This is a genomic window from Pseudomonas citronellolis (genome assembly GCF_900112375.1).
Classification (GTDB): Bacteria; Pseudomonadota; Gammaproteobacteria; order Pseudomonadales; family Pseudomonadaceae; genus Pseudomonas; species Pseudomonas citronellolis.
This window is the reverse complement of the sequence record NZ_FOLS01000002.1, coordinates 279,773-296,937: the sequence shown is the minus strand read 5'-3', so window position 1 is coordinate 296,937 and position 17,165 is coordinate 279,773. Positions and strand designations below refer to the sequence as shown.

The window sequence follows — 17,165 nt, the reverse complement described above, 5'->3', positions numbered from 1 at the left end:
GGAAAAGCGGCTATCATAAGCCCCCTTCCGCCGCCATCGCACGCACGCGCATGAACGAACACGATTATCAACTCGCCTGGGGCGTCTACCTGTTCGCCGCTTTCGGACTCCTGGTCGTCTGGTTCCTGATGACCGGCTGGATGTGGCGCTGGCTGCGCGAACCGCTGCGGGTGATCGTGCTCGTGCTGTTGTTCACCCCGACGCCGGTCGACCCGGCCAACAACGAATACGCCCCGGCCATCGCCATCACCGCCCTGGACGTGCTGTTCAAGGTCGGCAACAACGCCTGGCGCGCCGTGTCCGACCTGGCCCTGGTGCTGCTGGCGGCCTTCGTCGTGTACCTGATCTTCGTCGCCGTGCGCTGGCCCATCGAGCGCGCTGCGCGCAACCGCCGCCAGCGCGCCGAGGCGGAGGACGAGCCGACCATGCGCCAGCTCATGCAGCCGCAGTTGATGCCCGACGTGGACGACAGCCGCGCCGACGAGCGCAACGGCAACCGCGGCATGCGCATCGAGCCGCGCCTCTGAGCGACCCCGGCGCCGCCCTTGCGCGGCGCCCATCCGGCGTTCAGCATGGCGGCATAGCCGTAGCGGAACGAGCCCGATGCAGCCCAAGACCTTCACGCCAGGCCGGCGCCTGATTTCCCTTTTCACTTTCCACCGCGTGCCGGGCGACCGCCTGCCACAGGAGCGCTGACCATGTGCGAACTGCTCGGCATGAGCGCCAACGTCCCCACCGACATCGTCTTCAGCTTCACCGGCCTGATGCAGCGCGGCGGCGGCACCGGCCCGCACCGCGACGGCTGGGGCATCGCCTTCTACGAGGGGCGCGGCGTGCGCCTGTTCCAGGACCCGAGCGCCAGCGTCGAGTCGGAGGTGGCGCGCCTGGTGCAGCGCTACCCGATCAAGAGCGAGACGGTGATCGGCCACATCCGCCAGGCCAACGTCGGCAAGGTCTGCCTGTCCAACACCCACCCCTTCGTGCGCGAGCTGGGCGGGCGCTACTGGACCTTCGCGCACAACGGCCAGCTGGCCGACTTCGCGCCGCCGCCGGGGCTGTACCGGCCGGTGGGCGACACCGACAGCGAGGCGGCCTTCTGCGACCTGCTCAACCGCGTGCGCCGGGCCTTCCCCGAGCCGGTGCCGGTGGAGGTGTTGCTGCCGACGCTGGTCTCCGCCTGCGCCGAGTACCGGCAGAAGGGCGTGTTCAACTGCCTGCTGAGCGACGGTGATTGGCTGTTCACCTTCTGTTCCAGCAAGCTGGCGTACATTACCCGCCGCGCGCCCTTCGGCCCGGCGCGGCTGAAGGACGCCGACCTGACCGTGGACTTCCAGTCCGAGACCACGCCCAACGACGTGGTCACGGTGATCGCCACCGAGCCGCTGACCGACAACGAGCACTGGTCGGTGCAGCAGAGCGGCGAGTGGATGCTCTGGTGGCGCGGCGAGATTCTCGACCAGGGCCGCGTCTGAGAGGGGGACTCCCATGTTGCGCAGTTACATCCGCCTGGTGCTTTTCGCCCTCGGCCTGCTGGTCGGGGTGCAGGTGCCGGGTTTCATCAAGGACTATTCGATCCGCGTCGATGCCCATCGCCAGGAATCTCTGCAGGCCCTGGAGGGCTATCGCAACACCGCCGGGCAGTACTTCCAGGGCGACCTCGACGCCCTGGTGGCGCACTACCGCGGCAGCCCGGACCCGGTGTTCCAGCGCGACGGCGACAACGTCGAGCGCCTGCTGCGCCGCGCCAAGCTGTTCGACAACGAATGGCAGGCCTTGCAGGGCCCCTGGTACGCCCGCGCCTGGCACCTGCTGAGCGCGCCGAACCGCGAGCTGCTGCAGGAGACCCTCGACGGCTACAGCTACCAGGTGGTGCTGGCGCCGGAGGCCATCGGCTGGGCCCTGGGCGGCGGTTTGCTGCTGGCCTGGATCGTCGAGCTGCTGATCGTTTCGGTCGGCGCGCTGGCGGGATTGGGGGACAACCGCAACGTTGCGCGGCGGCATTGGAGCTGAGGGCCGGTTGGACTCCGTGCGGGACGGGGAGGGCGGTCAGGCGGCATATAACCGCGAACGGTTATACGCCTTACGCCAGGGGTGAGCTTTGCGTAGGGCGGATAACGTTCGACGTTATCCGCCGTTTTCCTAACCGCGGGCGTTGATGGCCCGCTGGTTGGAGGCGTAGATGTTGTCGCGCTCCAGGGCCTTGCCGCTTGCCACCGCCGCCAGCCAGTCGGCGGTGCTGGCCACCGCGGCGAACGACGAATGCAGCACCACGCTGAACACCCGGTGGATTTCCTCGGCAGTGGCCGCGCCCGCGCTATTGGCGTAGGGCAGCGAGCCGCTGGCGTCGTCGAGGAATTCCACCTGCCAGCCTTCGTGGGCGGCCTGGCGGGCGGTGGAGTCGTCGCAGTTGTGCGTCATGTAGCCGACGAGTGTCAGGGTGTCGACGCCGCGCTCGCGCAGCCAGTCGCCCAGCCCGGTGCCGCTGAGGGCGCTGGCCTTGCTCTTGTCCAGCAGCAGGTCGCGGGGGCGCTCGGCCACCTGCGGGTGCAGTTCCACGCCGTGGCTGCCGGGGGCGAAGATGGGCGCGCCGGCCGGCGCTTGGTGGCGCACCACCACCACCGGGATGCCGGCGGCGTGGGCGGCGTCCATGGCGCGCAGGATGTTCGGCAGCGAGTCGCCGACCGGCGGGTATTCGATGCGCAGGTTGCCGCTGAAGTACTCGTTCTGCACGTCGATGACGATCAGGGCGCGTTTCGGGGCGTTGCTCATGCTGGGTGTCTCCGCTGGAGTGGGGATGGGGCTATTCTGCGCAGGGGCCGACGGTCGGCGTGAGTGGCCCGCAAGACAGCTTTCGCTAGAATCGGGCCAAAGCCTTGCCCGGATGATGTCCATGGAAACCCATCGCGTGGCCGTGGTGGCCTTCGACCAGATCAGCCCCTTCCACCTCTCGGTGCCCTGTCTGGTGTTCGGCGAGGGCGACCCGGGCGGCTCGCGCACGCGCTTCGAATTGCAGGTCTGCGCCGCCGAGCCGGGGCCGCTGAACACCACGGCCGGTTTCGTCATCGATGCGCGCCACGGCCTGGAGGTGCTGGAAACCGCCGATACCCTGATAGTGCCGAGCTGGCGCGAGCCGGCGGAGCGCCCGCCGCAGGCCCTGCTCGACGCCCTGGTGGCTGCGCATGCGCGCGGCGCGCAGCTGGTGGGCCTGTGCCTGGGCGCCTTCGTCCTGGCCGAGGCTGGTCTGCTCGATGGCCGCCGGGCCACCACCCACTGGCTGTGGGCAGACTATTTCACCCAGCGTTATCCCCAGGTGCGGGTGGAGCCGGACGTGCTCTACGTCGACGATGGCCCGATCCTCACCTCCGCCGGCACCGTGGCCGGCATCGACTGCTGTCTGCACCTGCTGCGCCAGCGCTGCGGCGCCGGCCTGAGCAACCAGCAGGCCCGCCGCCTGGTGGTGGCGCCGCACCGCCAGGGCGGCCAGGCCCAGTTCATCGAACAGCCGCTGCCGGCCACGGCGCGGGACAACCGCCTCTCCGGCCTGCTCGACTGGGTACGCGAACGCCTCGACCAGCCCCACGACCTGGACAGCCTGGCTGAACGCGCGCTGATGAGCCGGCGCAGCTTCAGCCGGCACTTCCGCCAACTCACCGGCAGCACCCTGGGCGACTGGCTGCGCGGCGAACGCCTGGTGCTGGCGCAACGGCTGCTGGAGTCCACCGAACAGCCGATCCCGGAAGTGGCGGCGCTGGCGGGGTTTGGTTCGGTGGCTTCGTTGCGGCAGCATTTCAGCGCGGCGCTGGGGGTGTCGCCAAGTGCCTATCGGCAGGCGTTTCGGGGGTGAGCAGGAGCTCCGGCTTTTGTAGGAGCGAGCTTGCTCGCGAACGGCATTTCCCGGTGACGTAGGTGTTGGGGGTAAGAGCGCCCTCTCCCCAACCCTCTCCCTGAAGGGAGAGGGGGCTGTTCGGAGCGAGGGGAGAATCCAGAGTCATCCTGATACTCCTAACCCCGCCCCGTCATTCCCGCGAACGCGGGAACCCAGTGACTGCGGGGTTCGCGAGCAAGCTCGCTCCTACGAAGAGCACGCCCGCTCTTGCTTTTGCTCTTGGGACTTCCAGAGAGACATCCGAGCGCACCGAAACGCCCCTTCAGAAGGCCGAGCGAAACCCGCGCTCAGGAGGTCATGCGACATGGATGTCGCGAGAGCCCCGCGGGCTACAGGGACGTACCCTCGGGGCGGGCCTCCGTGGCGGGGGAGTTCGCGAGGGTAGCCCGACTCTGTCGGGCCCGTATGCGGGGCAAGCCTTTTTGGTTCCTTTTTGCGGGGGTGGCCTTCCACCGTTTGACAAAAGGGACTCGCCCGAGGGGGCGAAACGAGAAGGTCGGGCAGACTCGGAGCGGCGCGGTACACCAAACCCAACCCCAAAGAAGTCTCTGGGTTCCCGCGTTCGCGGGAATGACGGGGGTGGGGATCGGAGCACGGAATAAAGGTTCGCGAGCAAGCTCGCTCCTACTCCTCCAACACCTTCTCCGGCAACTCATTACGCCGATAAGGAAACACGTCTATCACTTTGCCCGCCCGTATCTGCGCCTGCAGCCCCTTCCAGTAATCCGCGTCATAGAGATCGCCATGCAACTTGGCGAACAACCGACGCAGCTTCAGATCGACGAACAGGAAACGCGGAAACTCCTCGGGAAACACATCCATCGGCCCCACCGAGTACCAGGGCTCGGAGGACATCTCGTCCTCCTCGTAGCGCGGCGGCGGGATGTGGCGGAAGTTCACCTCGGTGAGGTAGCTGATCTCGTCGTAGTCATAGAACACCACGCGGCCGTGGCGGGTGACGCCGAAATTCTTCAGCAGCATGTCGCCGGGAAAGATGTTCGCCGCCGCCAGCTGCTTGATGGCCAGGCCGTAGTCGTACAGCGCCTCGTGCACCTGGGCCTCGGTGGCGTGCTCCAGGTAGAGGTTCAGCGGGGTCATGCGGCGCTCGGTCCAGCAATGGCGGATCAGCACCACGTCGCCCTCCATCACCACGGTGGAAGGCGCCACCTGCAGCAGTTCGGCCAGGCACTCGGGCTCGAACTTGGCCACCGGGAAGCGGAAGTCGGCGAACTGCTGGGTGTCGGCCAGGCGGCCGACGCGGTCGTGGTTCTTCACCAGTTGGTACTTCTGCACCACGGTGGCATGGTCCACGGTCTTGGCCGGGTTGAAGTTGTCCTTGATGATCTTGAACACGGTGTTGAAGCCGGGCAGGGTGAACACGCTCATCACCATGCCGCGCACCCCGGGGGCCATGACGAAGCGGTCGTCGGTGCTCGCCAGGTGGTTGATCAGGGCGCGGTAGAACTCGCTCTTGCCCTGCTTGTAGAAGCCGATGGAGGTGTACAGTTCGGCGATGTGCTTGCCCGGCAGCAGGCGCTTGAGGAAGGCCACCAGCTCCGCCGGCACCGGCACGTCGACCATGAAGTAGGAGCGGGTGAAGGAGAAGATGATCGACACCTCCGCCTCGTCGGTGATCACGGTGTCGAAGCGGATGCCGCGGCCCTCGCGGTGGATCAGCGGGAACACCAGCGGCCACTGCTCGTCGGGGGTGAACAGGCGGCCCACCAGGTAGGCGCCCTTGTTGCGGTAGAACACCGAGCCGATCAGCTCCAGGGCCAGTTCCGGGTCCTTGCACACCCAGTCGGGCAGGTTGCTGTGCAGCAGGGCGTCCAGGCGCGCCAGGTCGCCTTCGGCATCCTCGTAGGGCACCTGGAAGCGATAGTCGGCGAAGATCTGCTGCAGCGCCTGGCGCAGGTTGCCCCGGGGCCGGTAGAGGCGGGTGTGCGGGTCGCGCGCGTGGGGCCGCAGCGACGGCCGCGTGGTGTGCACGAACATGGTGCCGTCGCTGATGTTGTCGTGGCTGAACAGGCCGCAGAAGATCGAGTTGAACCAGGTTTCCGCCAGCTCGTCGTCGTTGCGCGGGTCGATCAGGGCGATGTAGGCGCTCTTGATCAGCGGCCAGCGCTCCACGTCCAGCAGCTCCGCGGGGCTGAACCTGCTGCCGACCCGCGCCACGGTCTCGGCGACCTTCTCCTCGTAGAGGTCGATGCGCTCGGCCGAGGTCCGCTGGATCTCCTGCCACTGCGCCTGCTCGAAGCGCGCCTGGGCGCCGTCGGTGATCTGCTTGAAGCGCTCGCGGTAGACGTCGAAGCCGTCGAGGATGGTCTGCGCGATCTGGGCATGGCTCATGGGGCGCATCTCGTTCATGGGATGTGCAGCGAGCTTAGCCAGACTCCGGGGGCGGCGAAAGCGACATGGCCGACCGGCCGGTCAGGAAGCGGGGGCGTCGCCGCCCCCGTTCGTTCAGTACGTCGTGCGGGGCCTTACTTGCCGGTCTTGACGTTGGTCCAGATGCGCGTGCGCAGGCGGTCGATCTTCATCGGCATGGATTGCAGGGCGAACAGCTTGGCCATCTTGTCCTGCGGCGGGTAGATCGCCGGGTCGGCCTTGATCGCCGCGTCCACCAGCGGCTCGGAGGCCAGGTTGCCGTTGGCGTAGTGCACGTAGTTGCTGATGCCGGCCATTACCTCCGGGCGCAGCAGGTAGTTCATGAAGGCGTAGGCGGCCTTCTCGTCGGGCGCGTCGGCCGGCATGGCGATCATGTCGAACCACAGCGGCGAGCCTTCCTTGGGCGTGGAGTAGTGGATCTCGATGCCGTTCTTGGCTTCCTTGGCGCGGGTGGCGGCCTGCAGGATGTCGCCGGAGAAGCCGACGGCCACGCAGATGTTGCCGTTGGCCAGGTCGCTGACGTACTTCGAGGAGTGGAAGTAGGCGATGTACGGGCGCACCTTGAGCAGCGCTTCCTCGGCCTTCTTGTAGTCCTCGGGGTTCTGGCTGTGGTGCGGCAGGCCCAGGTAGTTCAGGGCGATGGGCAGCAGCTCGGGGCCGTTGTCCAGCACCGCCACGCCGCACTTGGCCAGCTTCTGCATGTACTCGGGCTTGAAGAACAGGTCCCAGGAATCGACCGGTGCGTCTGCGCCCAGCACTTCCTTGACCTTGGCCGGGTTGTAGCCGATGCCGGTGGTGCCCCACAGGTAGGGGAAGCCGTACTGGTTGCCCGGGTCGTTGACCTCCAGCGCCTTCATCAGCACCGGGTTGAGGTTCTTCCAGTTGGGCAGCTGGCTCTTGTCCAGCTTCTTCAGCGCGCCGGCCTGGATCTGCTTGGCCATGAAGTGGTTGGAGGGCGCCACGATGTCGTAGCCGGACTTGCCGGTCATCAGCTTGCCGTCCAGCGTCTCGTTGCTGTCGTAGACGTCGTAGGTGGTCTGGATGCCGGTTTCCTTGCTGAAGTTGGCGACGGTGTCGGGGGCGATGTAGTCGGACCAGTTGTAGATCTTCAGGGACTCGGCCTGGGCGCCGGCGGCGACGCCCAGGGTGAGGGAAAGCGCTAGGGCACTGGACAGCGGTGCGGTCGTTTTCATTGTTGTTTCCTGACGGCAAACGGTAGTGGCGCGGCCGGGGTGGGGCCGCGGCTGCTCAAGGAATAACCGGATTGCCGGAGGATTTGGAGGGGGCGCGGTTGCCCGCGGGTCCGCAGACAGTGGCAAAGGGCCGCCGCGCGGGGCGCCGCCCCGCAGTGGGGCGGCGCGGGGGCTTACTGCACCATTTCCTGTTCTTCGAACACGCCTTCGAAGAGCATGCTCGACAGGTAGCGCTCGGCCGAGTCGGGCAGGATGACCACGATGGTCTTGCCCTGCATCGCCGGTTCCTCGGCCAGGCGCACGGCGGCGACCATGGCGGCGCCGCTGGAGATGCCGCAGAGCACGCCTTCCTCCTGCATCAGGCGCAGGGCCATGCTGCGGGCCTCGTCGTCGCCGACCAGCTCGACGCGGTCGACCATGGCCAGGTCGAGGTTCTTCGGCACGAAGCCGGCGCCGATGCCCTGGATCTTGTGCGGCGAGGGCTTGACCTCTTCGCCGGCGAGGGTCTGGCTGATCACCGGCGAGCTGGTCGGCTCCACGGCCACCGAGAGGATCGGCTTGCCCTTGGTGTTCTTGATGAAGCGCGACACGCCGGTGAGGGTGCCGCCGGTGCCGACGCCGGCCACCAGCACGTCCACCGCGCCGTCGGTGTCGTTCCAGATTTCCGGGCCGGTGGTCTTCTCGTGGATCGCCGGGTTGGCCGGGTTGTCGAACTGCGCCGGCATGAAGTACTGGGCCGGGTCGCTGGCCACCAGCTCCTCGGCCTTGGCGATGGCGCCCTTCATGCCCTTGGCCGGCTCGGTGAGGACCAGCTCGGCGCCGAGGGCCTTGAGCACCTTGCGCCGCTCCAGGCTCATGGAGGCGGGCATGGTCAGCACCAGCTTGTAGCCGCGCGCGGCGGCGACGAAGGCCAGGCCGATGCCGGTGTTGCCGGAGGTCGGCTCGACGATGGTCATGCCCGGCTTCAGGCGGCCGCTGGACTCGGCATCCCAGATCATGTTGGCGCCGATGCGGCACTTCACCGAGTAGCCGGGGTTGCGGCCCTCGATCTTGGCCAGGATGGTGACGCCGCGCGGGGCCAGGCGGTTGATCTGGACCAGCGGCGTGTTGCCGATGGACTGCGCGTTGTCTGCGAAGATGCGGCTCATGATGGGTGTCCTTGTGGATCGATGCTGACCCACCAGCCTATTCCCCGGCGCCCTGGCCGTAAAGCTGCGAAACCGTCGGAAAGGTCGGCTCCAGGGCAGCGGCGTCGGTGAGAGGGTGGTGCGCGGTCGACGTCGTTCGACGAATGGACGAGTGGCTGCGCATTCAGTGACTGAATGCCATGCCTGCGTTCACAGTCGACGGAGCTGCGCGGTATAGTCGCAGTCTGTCTCCCAGTTCCTACAGCCCGGGCATAGGCCCGGCCGATACCGTTCGAGGATTCCCCGATGAAGTTCGAAGGCACCCAGTCCTACGTCGCCACCGACGACCTCAAGCTGGCGGTCAACGCCTCCATCACCCTGCAGCGCCCGCTGCTGGTGAAGGGCGAGCCGGGCACCGGCAAGACCATGCTCGCCGAGCAGCTGGCCGAAGCCTTCGGCGCCAAGCTGATCACCTGGCACATCAAGTCCACCACCAAGGCCCACCAGGGCCTCTACGAGTACGACGCGGTGAGCCGCCTGCGCGACTCGCAGCTGGGCGTAGACAAGGTCCACGACGTGCGCAACTACATCAAGAAGGGCAAGCTCTGGGAGGCCTTCGAGGCTGACGAGCGCGTCATCCTGCTGATCGACGAGATCGACAAGGCCGACATCGAGTTCCCCAACGACCTGCTGCAGGAACTCGACAAGATGGAGTTCTACGTCTACGAGACCAACGAGACCATCAAGGCCAGGCAGCGGCCGATCATCATCATCACCTCGAACAACGAGAAGGAGTTGCCGGACGCCTTCCTGCGCCGCTGCTTCTTCCACTACATCGCCTTCCCCGACCGCGAGACGCTGCAGAAGATCGTCGACGTGCACTATCCGGGCATCAAGGCCTCGCTGGTCAGCGAGGCGCTGGACATCTTCTTCGACGTGCGCAAGGTGCCGGGCCTGAAGAAGAAGCCCTCCACCAGCGAACTGGTCGACTGGCTGAAGCTGCTGATGGCCGACGACATCGGCGAGGCGGTGCTGCGCGAGCGTGACCCGACCAAGGCCATCCCGCCGCTGGCCGGCGCCCTGGTGAAGAACGAGCAGGACGTGCAGCTGCTCGAGCGCCTGGCCTTCATGAGCCGCCGCGCTTCACGCTGAATTTGACCGGCTCTTCGTAGGAGCGAGCTTGCTCGCGAACAGACTCCGCGACGGGGGCTCGTTCGCGAGCAAGCTCGCTCCTACAGGGCATGTGCTTCACGAGAGGACGCAGCCATGCTGCTCAACCTGTTCAACGAAATGCGCGCGGCCAAGGTGCCGGTGTCGGTGCGCGAGCTGCTGGACCTGATCAACGCGCTCCAGCAGCGCGTGGTGTTCGCCGACATGGACGAGTTCTACTACCTCGCCCGCACCATCATGGTGAAGGACGAGCGCCATTTCGATAAGTTCGACCGGGCCTTCGGCGCCTACTTCAAGGGCCTGGAGAAGCTCGACGACCACCTCAAGGCGCTGATTCCCGAGGAATGGCTGCGCAAGGAGTTCGAGCGCCTGCTGACCGACGAGGAGCGCGCGCAGATCCAGTCCCTGGGCGGGCTGGACAAGCTCATCGAGGAGTTCAAGAAACGCCTTGAGGAGCAGAAGGAACGCCACGCCGGCGGCAACAAGTGGATCGGCACCGGCGGCACCAGCCCGTTCGGCTCCGGCGGCTTCAACCCCGAGGGCATCCGCGTGGGCGACGCCGGCAAGCGCCAGGGCAAGGCGGCCAAGGTGTGGGACCAGCGCGAGTACAAGAACCTCGACGACCAGGTCGAGCTGGGCACGCGCAACATCAAGATCGCCCTGCGTCGCCTGCGCAAGTTCGCCCGCGAAGGCGCGGCGGAAGAGCTGGACATCGACGGCACCATCGACCACACGGCCAAGGACGCCGGGCTGCTCAACATCCAGATGCGCCCGGAGCGGCGCAACACCGTGAAGCTCCTGCTGCTGCTGGACATCGGCGGCTCCATGGACGCCCACGTGAAGGTCTGCGAGGAACTGTTCTCGGCCTGCAAGACCGAGTTCAAGCACCTGGAATACTTCTACTTCCACAACTTCATCTACGAGTCGGTGTGGAAGAACAACCTGCGCCGCGGCAACGAACGCACCGCCACCTTCGACCTGTTGCACAAGTACGGGCCGGACTACAAGGTGGTGTTCGTCGGCGACGCGGCCATGGCGCCCTACGAGATCACCCAGGCCGGCGGCAGCGTCGAGCACTGGAACGAGGAAGCCGGCTACGTGTGGATGCAGCGCTTCATGGAGAAGTACAAGAAGCTCATCTGGATCAACCCGTACCCGAAGGACACCTGGAACTACACCGCCTCCACCAACCTGGTGCGCGAACTGGTGAAGGACCAGATGTACCCGCTGACCCTGCGCGGGCTGGAAGAGGGGATGCGCTTCCTTTCGCGCGGTTGAGCCCGCTGTGCTGCACCAACCATCGCGCTCCCCTGTAGGAGCGCGCCCTGCGCGCGAATCGCGGGCAGGGCCCGCTCCTACAATTGCCGCCTTTGCCTTGCCAAATCCCATGCCCGCGACGGTAACATCGCGGGCACAGCGCAGCGCACCGATGGGCAAGACATGACCGGAACCAGCTTCTCCCGCAACACCTGGCTCAACTCCCTGCACATGACCACCCTGACGGTTTCCCTGCTGGAAGCCGAAGGCCATGAGCGCGACGGCATCCTCGAAGGCAGCGGCATCACCGCCGCCGACCTGGTGGACCTGCGCCGGCTGGTCAGCCCCTGGCAGGAGCAGCAGGTGTTCGCCAACGCCGAGCGCCTGGCCGCCGAACCCGCCCTGGGCCTGCGCCTGGGCCTGCGCACGCGGATTTCCGCCTACGGCCTGCTGGGCTATGCGCTGCTTTCCGCGCCGACCCTCGGCGAGGCGCTACGCATCGGCCTGAGCTACCCGGTGCTGCTGGGCACCTACTTCCACCTGTCTCTGCAGGTCGAAGGCGAGGTGGCCTGGCTGGTGGCTACCGGCTACAGCGAGGACGAGGCCCTGCGGCCGTTCAACACCGAACTGTGCCTGGGCTCGATGAAGGTCACCTGCGGCGACCTGCTGGGCCAGCCGCTGGAGCTGCTGTGCGCGGAGTTCGACTATGCCGGCTCGCCTGAGCGCGAGGCCGCCTACGCCGAAGGCTTCGCCTGCGGCCTGCGCTTCGGCGCCTCGCGCAGCGCCTTCGGCTTCCCCGCCGCCTGGCTGGAGCGCCGCCTGCCGCTGGCCGACCCGGTGACCCACCGCGAGATGCTCGAACAGTGCCGCCGGCAGAACGTCGACCTGGCCGCCCGCCGCGCCTGGCTGGACAAGGTCCGCGGCATCCTCGGCGAGCGCCTGCAGTCGCCGCCGGGCCTGGAGGAACTGGCGCGGCGCCTGAACTGCTCCTCGCGCAGCCTGCGCCGCCACCTGCAGCAACAGCAGACCAGCTACCAGCAACTGCTCGACGAACTGCGCTTCGCCCGCGCCAAGGAACTGCTGCAGGGCGGCGACATGCCCATCTACCGCATCGCCGAGGAACTCGGCTTCAGCGAAACCGCCAGCCTGCGCCACGCCTTCCAGCGCTGGAGCGGCCAGCCGCCGAGCCATTTCCGCGCCTGAGCGGCCGTTCCAACCCGTAGGGCGGATAACGCCTACGGCGTTATCCGCCGTTTGACCTTGGTTACCGGCCCGCTCGGTGTTGGGCTTGGCGCTGGCCATGCATTCCCCCGGATCGGCCGAGGCAGGGGCGGTGAGAAAGGTGAGGCGGCGTATAACCGCGAACGGTTATACGCCCTACGCAACCCCACCCGCGCCATTCCCATGTAGGAGGCACGGTGCCGGGAATGGCGTAGGAGCGGATCTTATCCGCGATAGCCGAACGTACCGGTGGGCACGGCTTCCCGTAGGAGCGAGCTTGCTCGCGAACGGAACCCCGCAGCGGAATCTGTTCGCGAGCAAGCTCGCTCCTACGAAGAGCAGCCCGGCGCGGCCTGCAAGACAGTTGCTCCTACGATTGACCACTCATGGCCGCGCCTCCAGGATCAGGTTGAACGGCGTCTCCGCCGCCCGGCGGAAGCGGGTGAACCCGGCTTCTTCGAACACCGCGCGCAACCGCGCCTCGCCCGCCTGGGCGCCCAGGCCCAGGCCCACTTCCTGGGACAGCGAGTTGGGCGTGCAGATGAAGGTCGAGGCGGCGTAGAACAGCTTGCCGATGGGCGTCAGGTTGTCTTCCAGGCGGTCGCCGGCGTAGGGCTCCACCAGCAGCACCGAGCCGTCCGGCGCCAGGTGGCGCAGGGCGTGGCGGGCGGCGCCCACCGGGTCGCCCATGTCGTGCAGGCAGTCGAAGTAGCAGATCAGGTCGTATTCGCCCAGGTAGTCCTTGGCGCTGGCCTGGGAGAAGTCCACGCGGTCTTCGACGCCGGCCTCGCGGGCGCGCTGGCTGGCGGTTTCCACCGAGGGCGCGTGGTAGTCGAAGCCGGCGAAGCGCGAGGCCGGGAAGGCCTGGGCCATGATCACCGTGGAAGCGCCGTGGCCGCAGCCGATGTCGGCCACCCGCGCGCCGTTCTGCAGCTTGGCCACCACGTCGTCCAGCGCCGGCAGCCACTCCTCTACAAGGTGCGCGCGGTAGCCGGGGCGGAAGAAACGCTCGGTGCCGCGGAACAGGCAGGGGTGGTGGTCGCCCCAGGGCAGGGCGCCGTCGCCGCGCATGGCGGCCAGCAGCTTGTCCTTGTCTTGGTACAGCGAAGCCAGCACGCCGGCGCCGCCGGCCACGTACACCGGCGAGTCCTCGATGGCCAGGGCCATGGCCTGTTCCTCGGGCAGGCGGAAGTTGCCGCCTTCGTGCTCCAGGTAGCCGGCGGCGGCCTGGGCGCTGAGCCATTCGCGCAGTAGCCGCGGGTTGCAGCCGGTGCGCTCGGCCAGGGCCTGCGGGCTTACCGGCTGGTTGTCGGCCATGGCCCGGTACAGGCCCAGTTCGTCGCCGAGGATGACGTTCGCCAGCATGGCCGCGCCGCCCATGTCGGCGACCAGGCGGCCCATGAAGTCGTTGAGTTTGGCTTCGTCCATGGCAACTCCTCCGCTGTCGGGCGCCCGCGCGGCGGCGGGGGGCTCCGGGTGGATGGCGGGAGGTGCCGGTTCTCCGTACGCGAGGCGAACAGCGGGGCAGGGCAGGCGCCGGCCCGGGACGGGCGCGTGCCGGCAGCCGCGGTTCGCGCGTCATTGCCGGCCCGGGGCGGGCGGCCCCTCGGCGGGGCGTCGTTTCAGTCTAGCGCTGCGGCCGCGGCGGGTGGCGCCGGCCGATGCCCGGCGTCAGCGCGCGGCTTCGCCCAGGCCGCCGTTGCGCATGATCTGCGCGATGATCGGCACCGGCGTCATCAGGTGGTTGCGCATCATCTCGCTGGCCTTGGCGGCATCCCGGGCGAGGATCGCCTCCACCAGCGCGGCGTGTTCCTGGCGCTTGAGCTCCAGGGCCTGTTCGGAAAACACCGTGTGCGTCAGCCACAGGTGGCGGTAGCGCTCGGCCTGGTCGAACAGGTAGGTGCGCGCCTGCAGCAGGTGCTTGGAGCCGCAGCCCTGGGCGATGGCGGTGTGGAAGGCCTTGTGCCGCTCGTCCCAGACGTCCAGGCGCTGCTCGCGGGTCTTCACCTCCACCACCTTGGCCAGGGTGTGCGAATTCGCCAGCACCTGCGCCTCCCAGGCATCGTCGCCGCGCTGGATGGCCAGGCCGACGATCATCGCTTCCAGGTTGGCGCGGGCGTCGTAGATGTCCTGCATCTCTTCCAGCGACATGGGCGCCACGCGGTAGCCCTTCTGGCTGATGGCCACCACCAGGTGCTCCGCCACCAGTTGCGACAGGGCCTCGCGCAGCGGACCCACGCCCAGGTCGTAGCGCTCCTTCAGGGTGCTCATCAGCAGCTTTTCGCCGGGTTTGAAGACGCCGCGGATGATGTCCTTCTTGAGCCACTCGTAACCGCTGACGGCCGAGTTCTGACGGGGGGCGATCGCTTCCAAATCCAGCTCCTGTGGGGATTTGCGCTGGATCATACCCAAATGTCGTATGGACGAAAAACAATAGACAGGACGCATATTTGTCGTCGAAAAATAAAAATGTAGACATTTTTAGTTTGTGACGATATTTTTCTCCTGCCCGCCTGATCCAGGTCATTGCCGGACGGCGCCACCCCATCATTGCCAGGACACCGCCATGAACGCCTTCACCTCCATCCAGGACCTCGCCATGCCCCTGCCGCTGGAGACCCGCGGCTACTCGGTCGCGCCTTCGGCGCAGTCGCCGCGCCTGCTGGAACTGACCTTCGCCCGTGAAACCGTGCAGGCCTTCGTCAAGGCGGTGGCGCAGTGGCCGGTGCAGGCCCTGGAGTACAAGTCGTTCCTGCGTTTCCGCGTCGCCCAGATCCTCGACGAGCTGTGCGAAGGCACCCTGCGCCCGGTGCTGCTGAACACCATCCTCGACCGTGGCACCGGCGGCATGCTGGTCAAGCCCGAGGGCCTGGATGACGTGGCCCAGGCCGAGGACATGGTGAAGTTCTCCACCGCCATCGCGCACCTGATCGGCCGTTCCAACTACGACGCCATGAGCGGCCAGTTCTACGCCCGCTTCGTGGTGGTCAACAGCGACAACTCCGACAGCTACCTGCGCCAGCCGCACCGCGTGATGGAGCTGCACAACGACGGCACCTTCGTCAATCAGATCACCGACTACGTGCTGATGATGAAGATCGAAGAGAAGAACATGGAGGGCGGCAACTCGCTGCTGCTGCACCTGGACGACTGGAACGAGCTGGACGAGTTCTACCGCCACCCGCTGGCCCGCCGCGAAATGCGCTGGACCGCGCCGCCGAGCAAGAAGGTCAGCGAGGACGTGTTCCATTCGGTGTTCGACTGCGACGCCGAAGGTCGCCCGACCATGCGCTACATCGACCAGTTCGTGCAGCCCAAGGACTTCGAGGAAGGCATCTGGCTGAACGCCCTGTCCGACTCCCTGGAGACCAGCCCGGCCAAGCTCTCGGTGCCGGTGCCCCAGGGCTGCTTCCTGCTGATCAACAACCTGTTCTGGCTGCACGGCCGCGACCGCTTCACCCCGCACGAGGGCCTGCGCCGCGAGCTGATGCGCCAGCGTGGCTACATCGCCTACCAGAAACCGCTGTACCAGCGCGGCCAGTAATTCCGACAGCGTCACCCTTGCCACAGGAGCGGGCTCGCCCGCGAAGGTCCGCGCACGGTCTTCGCCGGCGGCCCGCTCCTGTGGGTCTTTTTCAGCTGAGCCAGTGCGCGAGGTAATGGCTGTGTACGATTTCATCATCATCGGCGGCGGCATCGTCGGCATGTCCACCGCGATGCAACTCACCCAGGTCTACCCGGACGCGAAGATCCTCCTGCTGGAGAAGGAATCCGGCCCGGCGCGCCACCAGACCGGGCACAACAGCGGCGTGATCCACGCTGGCGTCTACTACACCCCCGGCAGCCTCAAGGCGAAGTTCTGCCTGGCCGGCAACAAGGCCACCAAGGCCTTCTGCGACAAGCACGGCATCCGCTTTGATGAGTGCGGCAAGCTGCTGGTGGCCACCAACGAGCTGGAGATGGAGCGCATGCGGGCGCTCTGGGAGCGCACCGCGGCCAACGGCCTGGAGCGCCATTGGCTGAGCGCCGGCGAGCTGCGCGAGCGCGAGCCGAACATCGTCGGCATGGGCGGCATCTTCGTGCCCTCCAGCGGCATCGTCAGCTACGCCGAAGTCACCGCCGCCATGGGCCGCGAGTTCCAGGCCGCCGGTGGCGAGATCCGCTACAACGCCGAGGTGACGGCGCTGGACGAGCGCGCCGAGGAAGTGGTGGTGCGCACCACCGACAACGAGTTCCGCGGCCGCTACCTGGTCACCTGCTCGGGCCTGATGGCCGACCGCATCGTGCGCATGCTGGGCCTGGAGCCGCAGTTCATCATCTGCCCGTTCCGCGGCGAGTACTACCTGCTGCCCAAGCAGCACAACCAGATCGTCAACCACCTGATCTACCCGATCCCCGACCCGTCCATGCCGTTCCTCGGCGTGCACCTGACGCGGATGATCGACGGCACCGTCACCGTCGGCCCCAACGCGGTGCTGGCGATGAAGCGCGAGGGCTACCGCAAGACCGACGTCAGCCTTTCCGACCTGTTCGAGACACTGACTTCGCCGGGCATCCTCAAGGTGCTGGCGAAGAACCTGCGCCCGGGCCTGATCGAGATGAAGAACTCGCTGTTCAAGGGCGGCTACCTCAAGGAAGTGCAGAAGTACTGCCCGAGCATCGTCAAGAGCGACCTCACCGAGTACCCGGCCGGCGTGCGCGCCCAGGCCGTGTCGCGCGACGGCAAGCTGATCGACGACTTCCTCTTCGTCAACACCAGGCGCAGCGTCAACGTCTGCAACGCGCCGTCGCCGGCCGCCACCTCGGCCATCCCGATCGGCGCCTACATCGTCGAGAAGGTCCGCGAACAGGTCGCAGCCCAAGGCGGCAACTTCGCCAAGGCCGCCACCCCGGACAACAACCTGCGGGCCGCCGGCTGAGCCG

Annotated in this window: 15 protein-coding genes; 9 read left to right on the top strand and 6 right to left on the bottom strand. The window is 67.1% G+C overall.

Annotation, left to right across the window (positions count from 1 at the left end; translation table 11 throughout):
* Nucleotides 1-50 precede the first annotated feature (50 nt).
* The 3 genes from BM060_RS03155 to BM060_RS03145 all read left to right on the top strand — a co-directional run bounded on the left by BM060_RS03155 (nucleotide 51) and on the right by BM060_RS03145 (nucleotide 2,010).
* Complete coding sequence (locus BM060_RS03155; protein WP_074977223.1) at nucleotides 51-527, top strand: MFS transporter; 477 nt, start codon at nucleotides 51-53, stop codon at nucleotides 525-527.
* 171 nt (nucleotides 528-698) lie between these two features.
* The gene (locus tag BM060_RS03150) at nucleotides 699-1,472 is read left to right on the top strand and encodes a class II glutamine amidotransferase (protein WP_074977221.1); all 774 of its coding nucleotides are present in this window, start codon (nucleotides 699-701) and stop codon (nucleotides 1,470-1,472) included.
* A 13-nt stretch (nucleotides 1,473-1,485) separates the two neighbouring features.
* Nucleotides 1,486-2,010, top strand: coding sequence for a DUF2937 family protein (locus tag BM060_RS03145; RefSeq protein ID WP_074977219.1), 525 nt, complete (start codon nucleotides 1,486-1,488; stop codon nucleotides 2,008-2,010).
* A 129-nt stretch (nucleotides 2,011-2,139) separates the two neighbouring features.
* Here the strand turns inward: BM060_RS03145 and BM060_RS03140 are convergent, their stop codons facing one another.
* Nucleotides 2,140-2,769: a cysteine hydrolase family protein gene (locus tag BM060_RS03140; RefSeq protein ID WP_043312782.1), complete on the bottom strand. Its 630-nt coding sequence runs from the start codon at nucleotides 2,767-2,769 to the stop codon at nucleotides 2,140-2,142.
* Between the two features lie 121 nt (nucleotides 2,770-2,890).
* Between BM060_RS03140 and BM060_RS03135 the strand changes: the two genes are divergently transcribed.
* Nucleotides 2,891-3,844: a GlxA family transcriptional regulator gene (locus BM060_RS03135; RefSeq protein ID WP_074977217.1), complete on the top strand. Its 954-nt coding sequence runs from the start codon at nucleotides 2,891-2,893 to the stop codon at nucleotides 3,842-3,844.
* 666 nt (nucleotides 3,845-4,510) lie between these two features.
* On the opposite strand, the gene aceK is transcribed toward BM060_RS03135, so the two are convergent.
* The 3 genes from aceK to cysK all read right to left on the bottom strand — a co-directional run bounded on the left by aceK (nucleotide 4,511) and on the right by cysK (nucleotide 8,615).
* Nucleotides 4,511-6,244 carry a bifunctional isocitrate dehydrogenase kinase/phosphatase gene (aceK, locus tag BM060_RS03130; RefSeq protein ID WP_370311625.1) on the bottom strand — a complete coding sequence of 578 codons (1,734 nt, stop codon included), beginning with the start codon at nucleotides 6,242-6,244 and terminating at the stop codon, nucleotides 4,511-4,513.
* Between the two features lie 125 nt (nucleotides 6,245-6,369).
* Entirely contained in the window at nucleotides 6,370-7,467 is a 1,098-nt protein-coding gene (locus BM060_RS03125) for a polyamine ABC transporter substrate-binding protein (RefSeq protein ID WP_074977211.1), read from the bottom strand.
* A gap of 173 nt (nucleotides 7,468-7,640) precedes the next feature.
* The gene (gene cysK, locus BM060_RS03120) at nucleotides 7,641-8,615 is read right to left on the bottom strand and encodes a cysteine synthase A (protein ID WP_074977209.1); all 975 of its coding nucleotides are present in this window, start codon (nucleotides 8,613-8,615) and stop codon (nucleotides 7,641-7,643) included.
* A gap of 285 nt (nucleotides 8,616-8,900) precedes the next feature.
* Here cysK and BM060_RS03115 point away from each other — a divergent pair, with 285 nt between their 5' ends.
* The 3 genes from BM060_RS03115 to BM060_RS03105 all read left to right on the top strand — a co-directional run bounded on the left by BM060_RS03115 (nucleotide 8,901) and on the right by BM060_RS03105 (nucleotide 12,224).
* On the top strand, nucleotides 8,901-9,746 hold the full coding sequence (locus BM060_RS03115) for an AAA family ATPase (protein WP_009623574.1): 846 nt from the start codon (nucleotides 8,901-8,903) through the stop codon (nucleotides 9,744-9,746).
* Between the two features lie 114 nt (nucleotides 9,747-9,860).
* A complete protein-coding gene (locus BM060_RS03110; protein WP_043312788.1) occupies nucleotides 9,861-11,042 on the top strand; it encodes a vWA domain-containing protein in 1,182 nt (393 codons plus the stop codon).
* Nucleotides 11,043-11,204: 162 nt separating this feature from the next.
* Nucleotides 11,205-12,224 carry an AraC family transcriptional regulator gene (locus BM060_RS03105; RefSeq protein WP_074977206.1) on the top strand — a complete coding sequence of 340 codons (1,020 nt, stop codon included), beginning with the start codon at nucleotides 11,205-11,207 and terminating at the stop codon, nucleotides 12,222-12,224.
* Between the two features lie 402 nt (nucleotides 12,225-12,626).
* Here BM060_RS03105 and BM060_RS03100 read toward each other — a convergent pair whose 3' ends face one another.
* Nucleotides 12,627-13,670, bottom strand: a complete 1,044-nt coding sequence (locus BM060_RS03100) for a class I SAM-dependent methyltransferase (protein WP_074977203.1) — start codon at nucleotides 13,668-13,670, stop codon at nucleotides 12,627-12,629.
* 243 nt (nucleotides 13,671-13,913) lie between these two features.
* On the bottom strand, nucleotides 13,914-14,615 hold the full coding sequence (gene csiR / locus BM060_RS03095; RefSeq protein WP_174672430.1) for a DNA-binding transcriptional regulator CsiR: 702 nt from the start codon (nucleotides 14,613-14,615) through the stop codon (nucleotides 13,914-13,916).
* A 193-nt stretch (nucleotides 14,616-14,808) separates the two neighbouring features.
* Here csiR and glaH point away from each other — a divergent pair, with 193 nt between their 5' ends.
* Together glaH and lhgD are read left to right on the top strand one after the other, a co-directional pair.
* Complete coding sequence (gene glaH, locus BM060_RS03090) at nucleotides 14,809-15,786, top strand: glutarate dioxygenase GlaH (RefSeq protein ID WP_074977199.1); 978 nt, start codon at nucleotides 14,809-14,811, stop codon at nucleotides 15,784-15,786.
* A gap of 121 nt (nucleotides 15,787-15,907) precedes the next feature.
* Nucleotides 15,908-17,161, top strand: a complete 1,254-nt coding sequence (gene lhgD, locus BM060_RS03085; protein WP_074977196.1) for an L-2-hydroxyglutarate dehydrogenase — start codon at nucleotides 15,908-15,910, stop codon at nucleotides 17,159-17,161.
* Nucleotides 17,162-17,165: the final 4 nt, after the last annotated feature.